The following is a 16,218-nucleotide window of genomic DNA, read 5'->3' on the forward strand; positions in this document are numbered from 1 at the left end:
GGTGAGCCAAAGATGGAGCAGCAAACATTAAAAATTACAAATGTATTAGCCGACCCGACGAGGTTTTCGATATACCAATATATAACCAAAGTTTATCGAGAGGTTACCGTACAGGAAATAGCTGATACGTTTGGTATTCACGCAAATGTAGCTCGTCTACATCTTTCTAAATTAGAAGATGTAAAAATGCTAATATCTGAAACACAAAAAACGGGTAAAGGTGGCCGCCCGAGTCGAGTATATAAACTGTCAGATGAAGTGGTTTCATTACAATTCCCTTATCGAGATTATCAACGTTTAGCTGAGCTATGTTTGGAAACCTTAGTTGAATTTGGTGATCAGGGTTTGCAAGTTCTAAGGAAAATTGGCCTAAAGTACGGGAGTGAATCAGCAGAGCGTTTTGTTGTGCATACTGGGGCAAGATTAGTTGACCTTACCACCGAGGATAAGCTCTCTTATATTGAAAAAATTGCCTATAATCAAGGGTTAAACCCTGATTTAACGTATAATGAAAAAGAGAAGAAAGCTACTTTTTCAATAAAAAATTGTACATTTAAAGAGTTAATTGATGATCATGCAAATGCACTTTGTCCGATGCATCACTCTTTAATCCAAGGAATATTTGAATATTTCTTTGGAAATGTTAAAGTAGAAGAAGTTATTTCGATGAAAGAACATGAATGTAGCATTTGTCAATACCGAACTGTTCTTTCTTAGGAAAAGTCATAACATTGTCAAACATTAAACAGTTTACATTTATATCGGCTCTCATTTATAATGTTAGATGAACTATTGTTTTGTTTTTTTGTTGTGTAAAAAATAACAGAGAGAAGGAGGGGACACAGTTATGGATCGCATGTTTCGTGTCATGAGCTTCTGGACAGGTATCTTTGCCGTATTGTTTTTCGTTGGAGATATGTATAACATGGCTCTCTTATTCTTCGCTCAAACTGGCGGATTATTGGCCTTAGGCTATTTAAACCTTTCTGAGCGCGTGTATTTGTATATTTTTGGTGCATATTTAACACTATTCTTTGTAGGGTTTACGTACTACTCTACATTCCTTTTAGTTCCTGGATTCGGAAATCATTAAAAGTGTTTACATATACACAAAAAAAACTGGGTGTACATTTGGTGCATTCGGTTTTTTTGCATGGGTAATAGGGTAAGCTACTAATAATATGATAAAAGGGGTGGTTATTTTGTCTTATTTAAACGGACATATTATTTCAGGACAGTTTAATGATGAACTGAATGTCTTTTCAGTACAAAAAGTAAAAAACTTTTTATCAGAGTCCAGTTTAAACGAGAAGCAAGTCCAAGACCTATACCATTATTTGAAGAGGAATGAAGGTACTGGTCAAGTAATCACTCTCCAAGATCAACTATTAGTATCATTAAATGAGCAAGAAGTTGCTGGGTTAATAGATGATTTACAACATATACAATCCAATTATCAATATTAATCATATAACGTAGGTGTCGATAAAATGTATGTCGGAAGCCATGTAAGCATTTCTAGAGGATATGAAGAGGCAGCGAAACACGCTGTCTCTCTTGGTGCGTCCGCTTTTCAATATTTCCCGAAAAATCCTAGAAGCCTTGTTGTTAAAAAATTTAATAAAAGTGATGCTTTGCGTTGTGCAGAGTTTTGCTTGGAACACAAGGTGAAGTCCATTGCTCACACACCGTATCCGACTAAATTAATTCCAGAAAATGAGGACATTCAATCGCAGGTCATTGAGTCGCTAAAAAATGATTTAGAAATTGCTGAAGCCTGTGGTTCCATTGGTGTGGTGGTTCACTTTGGTTCAACCGCTACGCTAGATGCGATTGAAGCTTATACGATAATGATTAATAACATAAATCGTGTACTAGAACATTGGGATGGCGATGCCATGCTACTCATTGAAAATAATGCTGGAGCGGGTTCTGAGATGGGAATAACATTAGAGGAAATGGTTCAGATCAGGAATTTGACGGAGTTTCCTGAGAAAATAGGTTTTTGTTTTGATACGTGCCATGCTTTTGCTAGTGGATTATGGAGTGAAACGAATTGGGAGACATTTGTTGAAAAAGCAGATGAACTTGGGTATTTCGAGCATCTAAAAGCGATTCACATAAATGATTCTAAATATCCTTATGGGCAAAGAAAAGACAGGCATGCTAATATCCTTAAAGGGCATATGTTAAAGTCGCAATGGGAGCAGTTGTTGTCTCATGACATTGTCAAAGGCATTCCTTTAGTTTTAGAAACACCTAAGGATAACGGTGTGACTCATAAGGAAGAAATTCAACTCCTAAAAACATTTTTACAATAGAGGAGAGGATGAGACAAAAGAAATTACACCGTCTCATCCTCTCATTCAATTTCCGCTATTTAGGAAGATGGTGACCTGACTCAATTTCTTTAGAATAGTGACAGGAAGCCTGATGACCCTCGTTCATGTAGTCGTAATGCTGAAGAGATGGTATCTCTTGTTGACACTTATCAGTTGCATATGGACATCTTGTATGAAACCGACATCCAGATGGTGGATCGATCGGAGAGGGGACATCTCCTCTTAAGATAATTCGTTTTTTCTGATGATCAGGATCGGGTACGGGTATGGCAGATAACAACGCTTTTGTATAAGGATGTTGTGGATGTTCAAAAATAGACTGCTTATCACCAATTTCAACGATTTTCCCTAAGTACATTACAATAATTCGGTCTGAAATATGACGTACAACTCCTAGGTCATGGGAGATGAACAAATAAGTTAAATTCATTTCTTTTTGAAATTTCTTTAACAAATTTAAAACTTGTGCTTGGATGGACACGTCTAAGGCGGAGACGGCTTCATCACATATGATTAATTTCGGTTGAACCGATAAAGCCCGAGCAATTCCGATTCGTTGTCGCTGTCCTCCAGAAAATTCATGAGGGAAGCGGTCAGCTTGATGAGGTTGGAGTCCTACGGTTTCTAATATCTGTGCAATCCGAGTGTTGCGTTCGGACTTTGGGACAACCTTTTGAACTTCTAATGCTTCATTAAGTAGTTGGCGCACGGTTTGTCTAGGATTTAAAGATGCATATGGGTCTTGAAATATGATTTGTATGTCTTTTCGAAGTTTTCGCATGTTTGCTTTGTTTAATGTGCAGACATTGACGCCATTAAACTCGACTGTACCTGAAGTTGGTTCTTCCAATCGTATAATCGCACGCCCTGTAGTCGATTTGCCACAACCGGATTCACCTACAATCGAAACGGTTTCTCCTTCATGGATTGTAAAAGAAACGTCATCTACGGCTTTTACATGATTTACTGCCCGACCAAAGATGCCACCTTTAATTGGAAAGTATTGTGTTAGATTGGTTACTTTCAACAATTCAGTTCTACCACTGTTCATCGTTTAACCTCCTGATCCCCGTCCCATTCTTCGGTATAAATCCAGCAACGAATTTGGTGTTGATTATCAAAATTCTGAAGTGTTGGGAGCTTATTATGACATAACTCCGTTGCATGTGGGCAACGGGGTGCAAAACGGCAGCCTTCAGGTAAGTGATCAGGACTTGGAACTGTTCCTTTAATCGGTATTAATTCTTCTTGGTCTCTATCACTTCGTGGTAAAGAGTTCAATAGTCCAATTGTATAAGGATGCTTGGGGTTTTGAAAAAGAGTTCGGACATCTGAAAATTCAACGACTTTGCCGCAATACATAACAGCGACATAATCACAGGTTTCCGCGACAACGCCAAGATCATGGGTAATCATGATGACTGACATTCCAAGTTTAGATTGTAATTCTTTAATGAGTTCAAGGATTTGGGCTTGAATGGTCACATCAAGAGCAGTAGTCGGTTCGTCAGCTATTAGTAAATCTGGCCTACAGGCTAAAGCCATTGCAATCATAACACGTTGACGCATTCCACCAGAAAGTTCAAATGGGTATTGGTTTAATCGCTTTTCTGGAGAAGGAATGCCAACGAGTTTCAACATCTCCAGTGCTTTTTGAGTGCTTTCGTTTTTTCCAAGACCTTGATGAATTTTGTATGCCTCACGAATTTGCTGGCCAACTGTAAAGGTAGGATTCAAGGAAGTCATCGGTTCTTGAAAAATCATTGAAATTTGATTTCCACGGATGGTGCGCATTTGTTTTTCATTCAAATCTAGTAGATTCTTTCCTTTAAAAAAGAGTTCTCCATCTTTTATACGACCCGGCTTATCTATTAATTTTAAAATCGATAGGGCTGTTATACTTTTCCCAGAACCGGATTCACCAACAATACCTAGTGTTTTTCCTCGAGGGACATCAAATGTGACACCATCGACGGCTTTCACTTCTTGACCACCATCTAAGGAAAATGACGTTCTCAATTCTTTTACACTGAGAATGTTATTTGCTTGATTCATGTCCAACACCTCACCTCCATCGTTACTCGCTTAAGTCAATCCGTTTATTTAAAAACCTATACGTGATATCAACACATAAATTAACGAAGACAAACACCATTGAAATGATGATGATGCTTGCTTGAACCGCTGGAAAGTCGCGGACCATGATAGATTCAATGACATACCTTCCCATTCCGTTAATGGCAAAAACCGCTTCTGTTAACACGGTACCGCTTAACAGACTACCAAACTGAATGCCTGTTACAGTGACAACGGGGATAAGTGCATTTTTCAAAGCATGGCGATAAATAATCACTCGTTCACGGACACCCTTGGCACGGGCAGTCCGAATATAGTCTTGCGAAAGAACTTCAAGCATACTTGAACGAGTCATGCGAGCGATAATAGCAGCGCCGGCGGTTCCGAGCGTAATGACGGGAAGCACCCCTTGGGCTGGAGAGCCCCATCCAGTCGGTGGAAACCAACCAAGGTTAATTGAAAACCATTGCATCAGCATTAATCCCAGCCAAAAGTTAGGCATTGATAGACCAAATAAAGCGACAATCATTATCGTAACGTCTGTCCACGTATATTTTCGAACAGCTGAGACGACTCCTGCAATTAGGCCGATAAATATACTAAGCAGTGTACTATAAACAGCAAGCTCGAGTGTTATCCAAAAGCGAGGCTTTATCTCTTCGATAACGGGAGTATTGTGACGCATTGAAACACCAAAATCTAGCTGGACAATCCTTTTCACAAAATTACCGTACTGAACAGGCAATGGATCATTTAACCCTAACCTTTGTTCAATTCGTTCGACCACTTCAGGTGGGGCCGTTTCCCCTGCCATGATTTGTGCTGGATTACCTGGAGTAAGGTGCATTAATAGAAAGACGAAAAGGGTAACCCCGAACAAGACGGGAATTAATTGCAAAAGACGACGAATGATATACGTAATCACGTAATAAGCACCTCACTTCTAATTTTTCATTTTAGGATCTAATGCATCACGTAGCCCATCTCCAAAAATATTAAATGCCAACACAACAATTAAAATGGCTAGTCCAGGGAAAAAGGCGATATGACCAGCATCTCTTAGGAAGTTACGACCATCGTTTAACATCGCTCCCCATTCTGGTGTAGGAGGTTGTGCTCCTAATCCTACAAAAGATAAACCGGCGGCTGTTAAGATAGCAGTCGCGATATACAATGTTGCATTGACAATAATAGGAGAAAGAACGTTAGGTAAAATATGAAGAAAAATAATCCTAAAATCTGAAGCGCCAAGTGCACGTATCGCATCAATATACTCTAGTTTTTTTGTGGCAAGCGTTGACCCACGTACAATTCTGGCAAACCAAGGGACTGCATAAACCGCAACAGCAATCGTAACATTTACCAAACTTCCTCCGAGAATCGTTACAATGGCTAACGCTAAGAGGATACCTGGAAAAGCTAACAGAACATCGACAAAACGCATGATAACGGTATCAATTTTTCCACCATAATATCCAGAGATGATTCCAAGCGGTACCCCAACGACCGCTCCCATGATTACAGAACAAAACCCAATTCCTAGCGTCAAAATCATCCCGTGAGCCAACCTCGAGAAGATATCTCTTCCCATATGATCCGTACCAAACCAATACTCTGAGGATGGGCCTTGAAATCGGTCCACTAAATTAATGGTGTTTGGGTTATGAGGAGTAATCGTCAATCCAAACGAATGTAAGACGGGGACTATTATCGCTAGTAGAACAAGAAGTACAAGAACATAAAAACTTACTAGAGCTGCTTTATTTTTCTTGAAACGATGGATAAAGTCTTTCAAACTTTTTACTTTTGGATTCTCTGTCTTTTTGGGAATAACAGGTTGGATAGCTGTTTTTGACATAGTAGACCCCCTTTATATACGGTTAAAGTTTTATTGGAATATCAAAACCGTATAGTTGATTGAAATGATTGATAGTTTTATATATTCGTACTTTTCTTTAAATATGATAGTTATTATCTATTTTATAGGGGTTAAAACGAAATATGCGCCTTTCAATAAATAGTAAAAAAATGGTTGTTAACCTTGTTGGAGTAAAGGAAAACATACTTTTCAGGGTTGAATAGAGATGGATTAATATACCTAAGCTATTGGACTCTAGATTTAAGGGAAAAGAAGATTTCTGGACTTTTTGTAACTTGAATATATTTTGGTGGTATAATCCATTTTTTCTAGTAATATAATTTTTCAGAAAAGACAAACTTAACAAAAAATTTGTAATTACTATGATTACAAAAACAGGGGGGATTTATGTTGAAATCAAAAAAGTTTCATTGGTTGTTTGTTTTTATGCTAGGAATAGCTCTAGTACTTGTCGCGTGTTCGGATGATAGTGCAGTCACTGATGACACAGAGGCTCCAACAGAAAACGAGACGAATGAAGATGCTGAAGATGACGCTGTAGCAGGGGGAAGTGGAGGAGACCAAGGAATTATCATCGCTGTATCTGCTGACTTAGTATCACTTGACCCGCATGGAAATAACGACGTCCCATCTACGAATGTTCGTTCAAATATTTTTGAAACACTAGTAAACCAAAATGAAAACATGGAGATAGTTGAAGGACTTGCAACGGCATGGGAGCCTGTGGATGAGACAACTTGGAAATTCACCTTGCGTGAAGGAGTCACCTTCCATGATGGTTCAGCATTTAATGCTGATGTGGTAAAAGCAAACCTTGACCGTGTCCTTGACCCGGCAAGAGCATCAGAGCGTGCTTTCTTATTTAATATGATTACAGATGTTGAAGTAGTAAGTGACTATGAAGTTCATATCACGACTGAATATCCATTTGCTCCGTTACTTGCCCATTTAGCTCATGATGGCGGTGGCATGCTAAGTAAAGAAGTCATTGATACTGATTATGCTCAAGCACTTGAAGCAGCTGGTGTGGATATGAGTGTTGATGAGTATTATGAGTTACGAGCAGCAGGGGGAGAAGAATTTGAGAAAGTAGTATCTGATATTGGTGAATATGTGGGGCAGTTCGCTGCACAAAACCCTGCAGGTACAGGCTATTTCCAGCTTGAAGAAAGAACAGGCGGTGAAAAAACAGTACTTTCTCGTTATGATGGGTATTGGGGAGAACCTGCGGCCTCTGAGAAGGTTACTTTCAAAGTCGTTCCTGAGCCAAGCGCTCGCGTAGCAGAACTGGAAACAGGATATTCTCATATTGCAGAACCGATTCAGCCTAGCGATAAAGAATATGTAAATGACCATCCGGATACGTATATGGATATTCAAGAATCTGTAAGTTTATCTTATATTTCATTTAATGTAAATAAAGAACCGTTTAATGACCCTCGCGTTCGTCAAGCGATATCATTAGCGATAAATCAAGAAGATATTATTAACGGGATTTATCAAGGAAACGGAATACCGGCAGTTGGTCCACTGGCTCCTGATGTATTTGGATATGACCCGGATGTTTCTGGATTATTGTATGACCCTGAACAAGCCCGTGAGCTTCTAGAAGAGGCAGGATATGGAGATGGATTTTCTACAACCATTTGGACAAATGATAATGAACAACGTGTAGAAACAGCGTTATATGTCCAAAGTGTATTAGCAGAATTTAATATCGATGTTTTAATTGAAGAGTTAGAATGGGGAGCATACCTAGAACGAACAGCAAATGGTGAACATGACATGTTTATTCTTGGCTGGTCTACAGTAACAGCCGATGCTGATTACGGAATGTATGCATTGTTACACTCTTCAATGGAAGGCTCACCTGGAAACCGTTCGTTCATAGCAGATGATAAGCTTGATGAACTATTAGATGCAGGACGTCGTGAAACGGACCCAGATAAGCGCTTAGAGATCTATCGTGAAGCTCAAGAATTATTAGTAGATTTGGCACCAATGATTTATGTACATCATCAAAATTATTTGACGGGTGTTCGTAATGAAGTGGAAGGCTTCTGGGTAGATGCCTTAGGTATTTATCAATTAAAAGATGTAAAGATAACTGAATAAATGAGCCGTGGAGAGCCTTTGAACTTACTTATAAGTTCGAAGGCTTTTTGTTTGTGATTCAATTAGTAAAATCGTCTTTGCTGATTTTACTATGAAACTTTTTGGGAGGGGGTGGCGTTTTATACAAAAAGGGGGAACACCTATGGAGAGAGTTATTACTTTGATTATGATTTCTTTTTTGTTTTTGTTGATTGCTTGTAGTGAACAAGAATTGCTGAGCGATAATGGGGAAATTGCGAAAAATCATTTAATTGATTTGGGTTATGAGATTTTATCAATTGGGCAAATAAGTCAATACCAGTTTAATGGGTCAGTCCTTGATGAACAGATATGGGGCGTTCAAGCTGTTGAGCGTGAACACTTCCTTAACAAAAAAATCGATACCATTTCGTTTGAAGTTAAAAACCATCCGCTAGATGATATGTTTGGCACGGGAAAAACAATGGTGACGGTGTTTTTAGACGGGGAGAGCGTCATTGGAGGTTGGTCATTTCCTATAGCTGAAGAGGAATTGTTTGGTGCACCTTATTCTTTAGATGGCAAAACAGCGGAAGAACTTCAAGATCCTGAAACTAAAGAAGAGATAAATATTTATGGAATGGAAAGCTTCACAAAGATAATGGATGATTCACTTATCGTACTACAAAATCCACTGGATATTAAATTGGTTAAAGATTCGATAAAAACTGCTGTAAAACAGCCAGGAATTTTTGATATGACTGACCCAGATTTTCTAATTGACCTAGGTGTGGACTCATATTTCCTATGGCTAGATGATACCTCTGGAGTAATAATGAATACCAATGAAACTCATACGATTTTCATACTTTCTGAAGAGTATGCAATTCAAATTTTTGATATAGTGACTAGTCAGAATTAAGTTTAAAAGACAGAAAAGGCGATACTGGGATTGAGGAGGGGTATAGGTATGAAAAAAACACTGGTTTTATATTTTCTTATTATCGTTCTTCTTTTCGGATGTATTCTTTTATTTCCAATCGGGAAATTATGGTTTACAAATACGAAAATAGTAGAAGTTCCTATTTTTAATGTTTATTATGTAAAACTTGATGCTGATGAAACAGAGTTTGATGTATTTCATAGTTACATACAGGAAAAAGGGTGGGAGGAAGTTTATAGAGAAGGCAGTGGCCAACAATTTCATAGAGATGGTGAGCTTTTTACGATTGGTGGTACCGATCTTAAGACTATCTTCGTTGATGGTAGACCAAATTTTTAAGAGTAGTAAGATGTTACTCGGATGGGATATGACCTACCCGAGTATGGTAAATTCTTTCATTAACCTTTTGTACATATGGCAATTCCAAAAGGATACCTTAGGTCACGTTTTTCTGATTCGAATGTAACGCCTCTTTGGTAATAATAAGTGACGTTTGCAAACGGAGAGAATAGGTCTTTAAATTCTCTTTCTGTTAACTGGTGTACATGAAAAGGCGATTTACATGGCTTTCCACGACCTAATCCAAAGGGAGTAGAAATGATGAGTGTTCCATTCTTGTTTAAGAGCTGGAACATATTATCAATAAAAAGAACGTCATTGTTTATATGCTCAATCGTTTCAAATGATAGGATCGTATCAAAAGTTCCTATTTTAGTTGCTAAATCAGAGTCAAGGACATCTGCGTGATGAAACGAAACCAATGGGTGATAATGATTTTGTTTTGCATAGAGTAGGGTTTCTTCATTAATATCAGCAGCAATGATTTCGGTAATATGTTCTTTTTGAATTTTTGCTACCATCTGACTGCCATATCCCGTACCACAAGCAATATCTAATACTCTGCCTCTCACATATGGTGTTGCAAAATAATATCTCGCTAGATGCTCAAGCAACATTCCGTTGGTCGGTTTCATCGTCTTCGGGATAATTCGTTCTCCTGTATCTTCTAACATACACATCACCGCTTTTTTCTTTTTTCTACTTATCCGCCCTTAAACGTGAGAGAATGAGCATTTTTAGCTTGTCCAATCACATAAAAACTTTGACTGATGCCACCATCCATAATTAATGAGCGAATGGCTCGGTTCCTCTTACTTTGTTCAGAAAATGGATTCGGGTCATAATGGTCCTGCAACCAGTTTAAAATACCGGCATGAAGAAGAAATTTATCTTGCCGGTCTACATACACAGGCTCAAACCCGTGCTCTTTTCCAATCTCGATAAGTGCATCAATATGGATATGACTGGTTAAATCCATTTCTCCAGGGTATTGACATGGATTCGTAATCATCTGATGCTGATAATAACCACGTAAGCTTCCGTCTCGCCTTTCTGGTTCTTGCCATTCCGCTTTTGTATATCCATAATCAATAGTTAGAATCACCCCACGTGTAAACCAATCTCCAAGCTTGCGAAACCACGAATTCATAAACAGAGGGACTTCGATTCGCTGTCCATTTACAAGAGGTGGTCCATATTTCGTAAGCCAATGAAGTAATGAGGAGTTGTTACAAACATCTTTGATTTGTACGAGATCACCATCTTGTTCGCTTATAAAAATTTCATGTACCGTATGTTTATTTTTTTCAACAACATGCACAGGAAAAGCGTCAAACAATTCATTCGAAAAAACAATTCCTTCAAAAGAAGGGTACTTTTCAATCACTGCTTCTATAGAAGAATGGAATGTCACACCGTTCTCCGAAGAAAGGAGTTCTTGCTGACACGTTTGATGGTACGGACTTGTTTCCACGAGTTCATACTGAAAGTGCTGGTATGCTTGTCCATCAGTTTTTTTTATGTAGTTCAGAAAGTCTGATGCAAAGCGTCCGGTTCCACCTCCTATTTCACAGAAATGAAAAGGAAGCTGTTCTTTTTTCATCGTAGAAAGAACAACATCTGCGATAAGCTCTGCAAATACACTACTGACCGAGGAACTCGTATAAAAGTCACCGGCTTTTCCAACTTTGGGGCGAGCTTTCATATAATAGCCATGTTCAGAATCATACAAGGCATGGTTCATATAATCAGCTACAGAAAGACGGTGTTGAGGCGATTCTTTAATTTTCGATAGTATTAATTCTTTCACAATTAGGCTCCTTATAGTAGAAAAGAAGTTAACACTGTTGACATAGTGTTAACTATATTTTAAAATCAAGATAATGAGTTACGAATGATTGGGAGTCCCCCTCCCATAGTTCATTTAATCAAAGCTTTACTCCCCTTGACCTCCTACATAGTAGGAGGTTCTTTTTTGTAAGCCGTTACATGTATTGAAGGGCGGTGGATAGATTTAAAAACCGCTTAAAAAAGGATTGGAATCCATTTCTTGACCAATCGTCGTTAACGGACCATGTCCAGATGCCACGACAGTCTCTTCAGGTAATTCAAGCAACTTTGTATGTATGCTTTGCAATAGCTGTTCATGGTTTCCTTCCCGCAAATCAGTTCGACCGATGCTACCCGAGAACAACGCATCCCCCGAAAAAACCACATTTTCTTTCTCGAAGTAATACGAAACACTTCCAGGAGAATGGCCTGGGGTATGAAGCACGGTAAAGGAAAACGAACCTACATTTAGCGTACCATCTTTTTCTAAAAGGTGGTCTGCTTTGCTGGCGGTAATTGCTGCATCTCCCATAAAAAAGGCTGACCCATTTTTCTCTGGATTTGCTAACCAATCTTCTTCATTTTTATGTAAATAAACCGGTATGTTCCATCTTTGTCTAACAACATCAACAGCTCCGATATGGTCAAAATGAGCGTGAGTTAATAATATCGCAATTGGTTCAAAACCTTGTTCAGCTATCCATTCATTTAGTTGTTCCCCATTTCCGCCTGGATCGAATATAACCATTTTCTTTGCATCATCTATTAAAACATAACAATTCGTTTGCAGTGGTCCTAGGGGAATTTGTTTGTAATTCATTTGATTACCTCCATTGCTTTCAATTGGTTCTTATTTTACACTTAATTTAAACGTTCTTCAAAGGAAGTGTGTGTCTGTTGGAATACTATGCCGTTGAAATTAATCCGTTGCCTTTAGATATGGATTTTTCAAGCTTTTATGAAGCGCTTTATCAAATTACGATTCCGACTGATGAAGACGGAGAGATGTTTGTGGTTAGTACAAAAGAGGAACAAGAGGAATTAGCTGATTATTTTAATGAAATGGATCTTTTGGTAGCAAAGCATACGTTAGTTAAAGTTGAAAATGCTGAAGTAGAACCTATTTTTTATGACTATGGCTTTAAGGCAAGGGAATACTATTTGTATAAAGATATAGTGACATCGTTTCACATTGTAGAGGGAGAACCGATCCAGATAGAAATGGCGTTACTGCAAATTCAAGAGGATTTACTAGCCTTTTCGAATAAGGAAGATGTCAAGGAATACTATATAAACAAAGAGCTACAACCACTTATTCAAGGCTATGCAGATGCATATAAAATTGTTGTCCACTTTTGACTCGACAAAAGAGCTTCTTAGGAGTAAAATGTAAGAGATTAGTTCATTCTAAACATAGAGGAAGTTTGTTCACAAAATAGTCAAATGTAACGCTCCTCGATTTCGATTATACTTAAATGTAACAGTGCATACATAAGGAGGGGAAGAGGAACATGTTCTTAGCGATAAACTTACTATTAGTTGCCATTTTCAGTGCATTTGGGTTAGTTCGTGAGTTGAAAAATAAAAATTTCTTTGCCGTTGGATTTGCTGGACTTTCTTTAGCAGTATTCGGTTGGTTTTCTGTAATGACAATTTTTTCAATTCTAACGACTGGTACAGGCGGGGCTGGCCATTAAAAAAAATCCTGCATAATTGCAGGATTTTTTTTATTTGGATAAAGTAACGGTTGCACATAGATGGTTGTAAGCTAGTTCAGGGAAGGCGATGGCTTCGCTCACTTTGCGTACTTTACTAAGAAGTTCACTTAGTAAAGCACTTTTCAAAAGAGGGCAGTGGCTCCGCGCATCGCATTTTTCATAGATGCTTTGTAAGAAACTCAGGAAGAGCAAGGGCTTCGCACACTGCGCGTCTTTTACAAGAAAAGCACTTGTAAAACACTTTAAAAAAGCAGTGGCTTCACTCCTTGCTACTAAAAACCGACTTTGTCGGTTTTTATGGTTTTAAATAGAACATGCCTCCATTTATTACTTTGACGACCACTTTTGGGGCGTATTGACTTCCTAATGCTTCTTTTTCATTTTCATAGCTTTCGGGTACTTCTTCTACATCCTCATAAAATCGGTTTAACAATTTTAAATCTGCTTCCCATCTTTGATGTGCTTCTACTGCCCATGTGTGATCTTGTTCTTCTATAAACGTTCGAATCACCTTTTCTAGTCTCAACAAACCACTTTTAGGTGTGATGAGTGGGGACAGTGTAAAACAAAAATCAGGTATTTTTGGTGTCAAATCAGACTTTACGAGCGAGTCAAAAAATTGTGGAATGATTTGACCGTTTATTAGGTTTAAGCCAAGAGAGATAATGACGTCTTTTTTTCGGTCACACTGAAACGATATCTTCGTGTTCAAGCATAGCCAAGGGTGAAGAGGTGTCATTTGTCGTTCTCTTGAAACAACTTTCTCATATAAACGAATGAACCCTCCAAGCTCCGTCGTTGACTGGAAGATTTGATATAGTCGTGGAGCACCAAAGTGAATAAGTTCACCTTTTATATCTTCAGGAGCTTTGTCTTGGTCTGTGATGAGTGTCATTTTCATAGGGTTTGGCTCTCCGCCTGTCTTTTCTAAGTAATGCCAGTAGAAAGGGCGGTTCATCAATGCTTTATCTAGTTCGATGGAGAGCTGCACTTCCATATGACCTGCTGTTTTCTCAAGAATTGGACTGTTGTTTGCAACAAAGTAGCGTTCTAAGTAATTATGAATTTGATGCTGTTGCATGGTCATCGTCCTCCTCTTCAGCCAAATCATTGATAATCGCGCTTAAATGATCCATTTTGATTTTAATTTCTCCATCAGAATCCGAGTTGAGTAAAATGTCATTTACATGGTCTTCAAGTGACGGAATTTCAAGCTTTGATAAAATATCATCAAGCTCGCCAATGACGCTTTCAAATAAATTAATTTTTTCATAGAGAAGCTTTAAAATATGCTGTTCCACGGTGTCTTCCACAGCAAAATTATAAATGCGAACATCATTTTTTTGACCAAGGCGATGGATACGACCAATTCGTTGTTCAATACGCATTGGATTCCAAGGCAAGTCGTAGTTAATGATATGACTACAGAATTGCAGGTTAATTCCTTCTCCACCTGCTTCGGTCGCAATTAACACCTGAGCATTATTTTGAAAGAGTTGCCTCATCCAATCTTTTTTCCCTCGTTTGAATCCACCTCTAAACGGTACAGAAGTAATTCCGTTTTGTTTAAGGAACCATTGCAAATATAATTGAGTAGCACGATATTCGGTAAAAATGATAACCTTACCATCGATTCCTTTAATGATTTCAAGGGCTTTTTCCGCTTTTGAATTGGTCGTTATGTTTCCAATCATTTCAATAAACTTCTCCGCCACAGGAACCGTTTGTCCTTCTTGTTGTGCTTTTTCTATCATGTTTTTTAAAGTCATAAACGTAGCTTCTCGACTTGAACAAATCTCTCGCTGTAACGTAAGCAAAGAAAAATGGTTTGTGACCATCGATTTATTGTGCTTCAACTCGCTAATCGCAGTATAAAGCTCTCGTTCTTCTTTGCTAAATGTAATCGGAACGGTTTCAACGATTCGTTTTGTCCATGTAATTCCTGTTTCTTCCCGTCGATTTCGGACCATGACCTTGTTAACCAACTCACGAAGTTGCTCTTCGTTTTTTGGTGACCGCTTATTAGAGCGAAACGATTTTTCAAAGCTTGATAAATCTCCAAGATGACCTGGTTTTAATAGAGAGACGAGATTAAAGATTTCCTCTAGTTTATTTTGGACAGGTGTTGCGGTTAATAAAAGGCAGAACTTCTTTTTAAGGTTTTTCACAAACTCATAATTTTTAGTTTTAGGATTTTTAAGTTTATGTGCTTCATCAATGATGATTAAATCATAGTCTTGGTTCATGACGATATCAAAATGCGGCTGACGTTTAGCTGTATCAATAGAGGCAACAACCACATCATATTGTTCCCATACATATGCTTTTTTCTGAGCCATTGCAGGAATATGGAACTTTTGATTTAATTCATAGGCCCATTGAGAGACTAACGAAGCTGGAACTAATATCAATACTTTTTTAGCTAATCCTCTAATCATATACTCCTTTAAGATTAGTCCAGCTTCAATCGTCTTTCCAAGTCCCACCTCATCCGCTAGAATAGCTTTACCATTCATATTTTCAATGACTGTTTTAGCCACTTCAATTTGGTGGGGGTATGGCTCTAATTGAGGTAGATGCTTTGGAGCCTGCAATCCATCAAATTCAGGAATTGATAAATGCTGCTCAGCCTCATAGGCTAGTTGGAACAAATCCCAATGTCCCCAAGGCCCATCCTCATTCAGCCTGGAAAGAAATTCGTCATGCCACGCTGTAGAAAAATCAATTTCTATATTCATGGCTATCATCCTTTCTAAAAAAATAGTGTTGCCTTCTTACTTTGTAATTGGTAGGATATTATTATATTTAGTATAGTCAAAAAGATATTTTTTATAAGATAATTGCATAATCGCGAATGAAAGTAAGGGGAGAGACTGTTAATGTTCGACAGCGCCGAAGGAGCAAGCGAAAGCGAATCTCTCAGGCAAAAGAACTCTTACTCGACGCAACTCTGGAGAGCGTTCAAGAGGAACCACCCACGAAGACATTCCCTAGCGGAAGAAACTTTCTGGTAACAGG

The 16,218-nt window shown here is 38.3% G+C and carries 18 protein-coding genes and 1 riboswitch; of the genes, 9 read left to right on the forward strand and 9 right to left on the reverse strand.

Annotation, left to right across the window (positions count from 1 at the left end; all coding sequences use genetic code 11):
* Positions 1-12 precede the first annotated feature (12 nt).
* The 4 genes from BK585_RS07635 (at position 13) to BK585_RS07650 (ending at position 2,321) form a co-directional block, all read left to right on the forward strand.
* Positions 13-717: a helix-turn-helix transcriptional regulator gene (locus BK585_RS07635; protein WP_078552876.1), complete on the forward strand. Its 705-nt coding sequence runs from the start codon at positions 13-15 to the stop codon at positions 715-717.
* A gap of 130 nt (positions 718-847) precedes the next feature.
* Entirely contained in the window at positions 848-1,093 is a 246-nt protein-coding gene (locus BK585_RS07640) for a DUF2626 domain-containing protein (protein ID WP_078552877.1), read from the forward strand.
* Positions 1,094-1,202: 109 nt separating this feature from the next.
* Complete coding sequence (locus BK585_RS07645; protein WP_078552878.1) at positions 1,203-1,466, forward strand: hypothetical protein; 264 nt, start codon at positions 1,203-1,205, stop codon at positions 1,464-1,466.
* A gap of 24 nt (positions 1,467-1,490) precedes the next feature.
* On the forward strand, positions 1,491-2,321 hold the full coding sequence (locus tag BK585_RS07650; RefSeq protein WP_078552879.1) for a deoxyribonuclease IV: 831 nt from the start codon (positions 1,491-1,493) through the stop codon (positions 2,319-2,321).
* 55 nt (positions 2,322-2,376) lie between these two features.
* Here BK585_RS07650 and BK585_RS07655 read toward each other — a convergent pair whose 3' ends face one another.
* Genes BK585_RS07655 through BK585_RS07670 form a run of 4 tightly spaced genes read right to left on the reverse strand, consistent with a single transcriptional unit; the run spans position 2,377 to position 6,276 of the window.
* A complete protein-coding gene (locus BK585_RS07655; protein ID WP_078552880.1) occupies positions 2,377-3,393 on the reverse strand; it encodes an ABC transporter ATP-binding protein in 1,017 nt (338 codons plus the stop codon).
* On the reverse strand, positions 3,390-4,397 hold the full coding sequence (locus BK585_RS07660) for an ABC transporter ATP-binding protein (protein WP_078556680.1): 1,008 nt from the start codon (positions 4,395-4,397) through the stop codon (positions 3,390-3,392). The genes BK585_RS07655 and BK585_RS07660 overlap by 4 nt, the downstream gene beginning before the upstream one ends.
* Before the next feature lie 22 nt (positions 4,398-4,419).
* Positions 4,420-5,343 (reverse strand): ABC transporter permease, encoded by a 924-nt coding sequence (locus BK585_RS07665; protein ID WP_078552881.1) that lies wholly within the window; start codon positions 5,341-5,343, stop codon positions 4,420-4,422.
* Positions 5,344-5,361: 18 nt separating this feature from the next.
* Positions 5,362-6,276 (reverse strand): ABC transporter permease, encoded by a 915-nt coding sequence (locus tag BK585_RS07670; protein WP_078552882.1) that lies wholly within the window; start codon positions 6,274-6,276, stop codon positions 5,362-5,364.
* 408 nt (positions 6,277-6,684) lie between these two features.
* On the opposite strand from BK585_RS07670, the gene BK585_RS07675 reads away from it, so the two are divergent.
* The 3 genes from BK585_RS07675 (at position 6,685) to BK585_RS07685 (ending at position 9,652) form a co-directional block, all read left to right on the forward strand.
* Entirely contained in the window at positions 6,685-8,412 is a 1,728-nt protein-coding gene (locus BK585_RS07675; RefSeq protein ID WP_139367516.1) for a glutathione ABC transporter substrate-binding protein, read from the forward strand.
* A gap of 142 nt (positions 8,413-8,554) precedes the next feature.
* Positions 8,555-9,292, forward strand: a complete 738-nt coding sequence (locus BK585_RS07680) for a YhfM domain-containing protein (RefSeq protein WP_078552883.1) — start codon at positions 8,555-8,557, stop codon at positions 9,290-9,292.
* Between the two features lie 48 nt (positions 9,293-9,340).
* Positions 9,341-9,652, forward strand: coding sequence for a hypothetical protein (locus BK585_RS07685; RefSeq protein WP_078552884.1), 312 nt, complete (start codon positions 9,341-9,343; stop codon positions 9,650-9,652).
* A gap of 59 nt (positions 9,653-9,711) precedes the next feature.
* Here the strand turns inward: BK585_RS07685 and BK585_RS07690 are convergent, their stop codons facing one another.
* From BK585_RS07690 to BK585_RS07700, 3 genes are all read right to left on the reverse strand, one after another.
* The gene (locus BK585_RS07690) at positions 9,712-10,326 is read right to left on the reverse strand and encodes a class I SAM-dependent methyltransferase (RefSeq protein ID WP_078552885.1); all 615 of its coding nucleotides are present in this window, start codon (positions 10,324-10,326) and stop codon (positions 9,712-9,714) included.
* Positions 10,327-10,355: 29 nt separating this feature from the next.
* On the reverse strand, positions 10,356-11,462 hold the full coding sequence (locus BK585_RS07695; RefSeq protein WP_078552886.1) for a class I SAM-dependent methyltransferase: 1,107 nt from the start codon (positions 11,460-11,462) through the stop codon (positions 10,356-10,358).
* A 204-nt stretch (positions 11,463-11,666) separates the two neighbouring features.
* Positions 11,667-12,302, reverse strand: a complete 636-nt coding sequence (locus BK585_RS07700; protein ID WP_078552887.1) for an MBL fold metallo-hydrolase — start codon at positions 12,300-12,302, stop codon at positions 11,667-11,669.
* A gap of 77 nt (positions 12,303-12,379) precedes the next feature.
* Here BK585_RS07700 and BK585_RS07705 point away from each other — a divergent pair, with 77 nt between their 5' ends.
* Together BK585_RS07705 and BK585_RS07710 are read left to right on the forward strand one after the other, a co-directional pair.
* Entirely contained in the window at positions 12,380-12,841 is a 462-nt protein-coding gene (locus BK585_RS07705; protein WP_078552888.1) for a hypothetical protein, read from the forward strand.
* Positions 12,842-12,993: 152 nt separating this feature from the next.
* The gene (locus BK585_RS07710; protein ID WP_078552889.1) at positions 12,994-13,179 is read left to right on the forward strand and encodes a DUF2759 domain-containing protein; all 186 of its coding nucleotides are present in this window, start codon (positions 12,994-12,996) and stop codon (positions 13,177-13,179) included.
* Positions 13,180-13,495: 316 nt separating this feature from the next.
* Here the strand turns inward: BK585_RS07710 and BK585_RS07715 are convergent, their stop codons facing one another.
* Positions 13,496-14,281, reverse strand: a complete 786-nt coding sequence (locus tag BK585_RS07715; protein ID WP_078552890.1) for a YqhG family protein — start codon at positions 14,279-14,281, stop codon at positions 13,496-13,498.
* Positions 14,259-15,938: a DEAD/DEAH box helicase gene (locus tag BK585_RS07720; RefSeq protein ID WP_078552891.1), complete on the reverse strand. Its 1,680-nt coding sequence runs from the start codon at positions 15,936-15,938 to the stop codon at positions 14,259-14,261. The genes BK585_RS07715 and BK585_RS07720 overlap by 23 nt, the downstream gene beginning before the upstream one ends.
* A gap of 116 nt (positions 15,939-16,054) precedes the next feature.
* Positions 16,055-16,145: riboswitch (glycine riboswitch) on the forward strand.
* The last annotated feature ends 73 nt before the right edge of the window (positions 16,146-16,218 follow it).

Source organism: Bacillus alkalicellulosilyticus (assembly GCF_002019795.1).
Taxonomy (GTDB): Bacteria; Bacillota; Bacilli; order Bacillales; family Bacillaceae_F; genus Bacillus_AO; species Bacillus_AO alkalicellulosilyticum.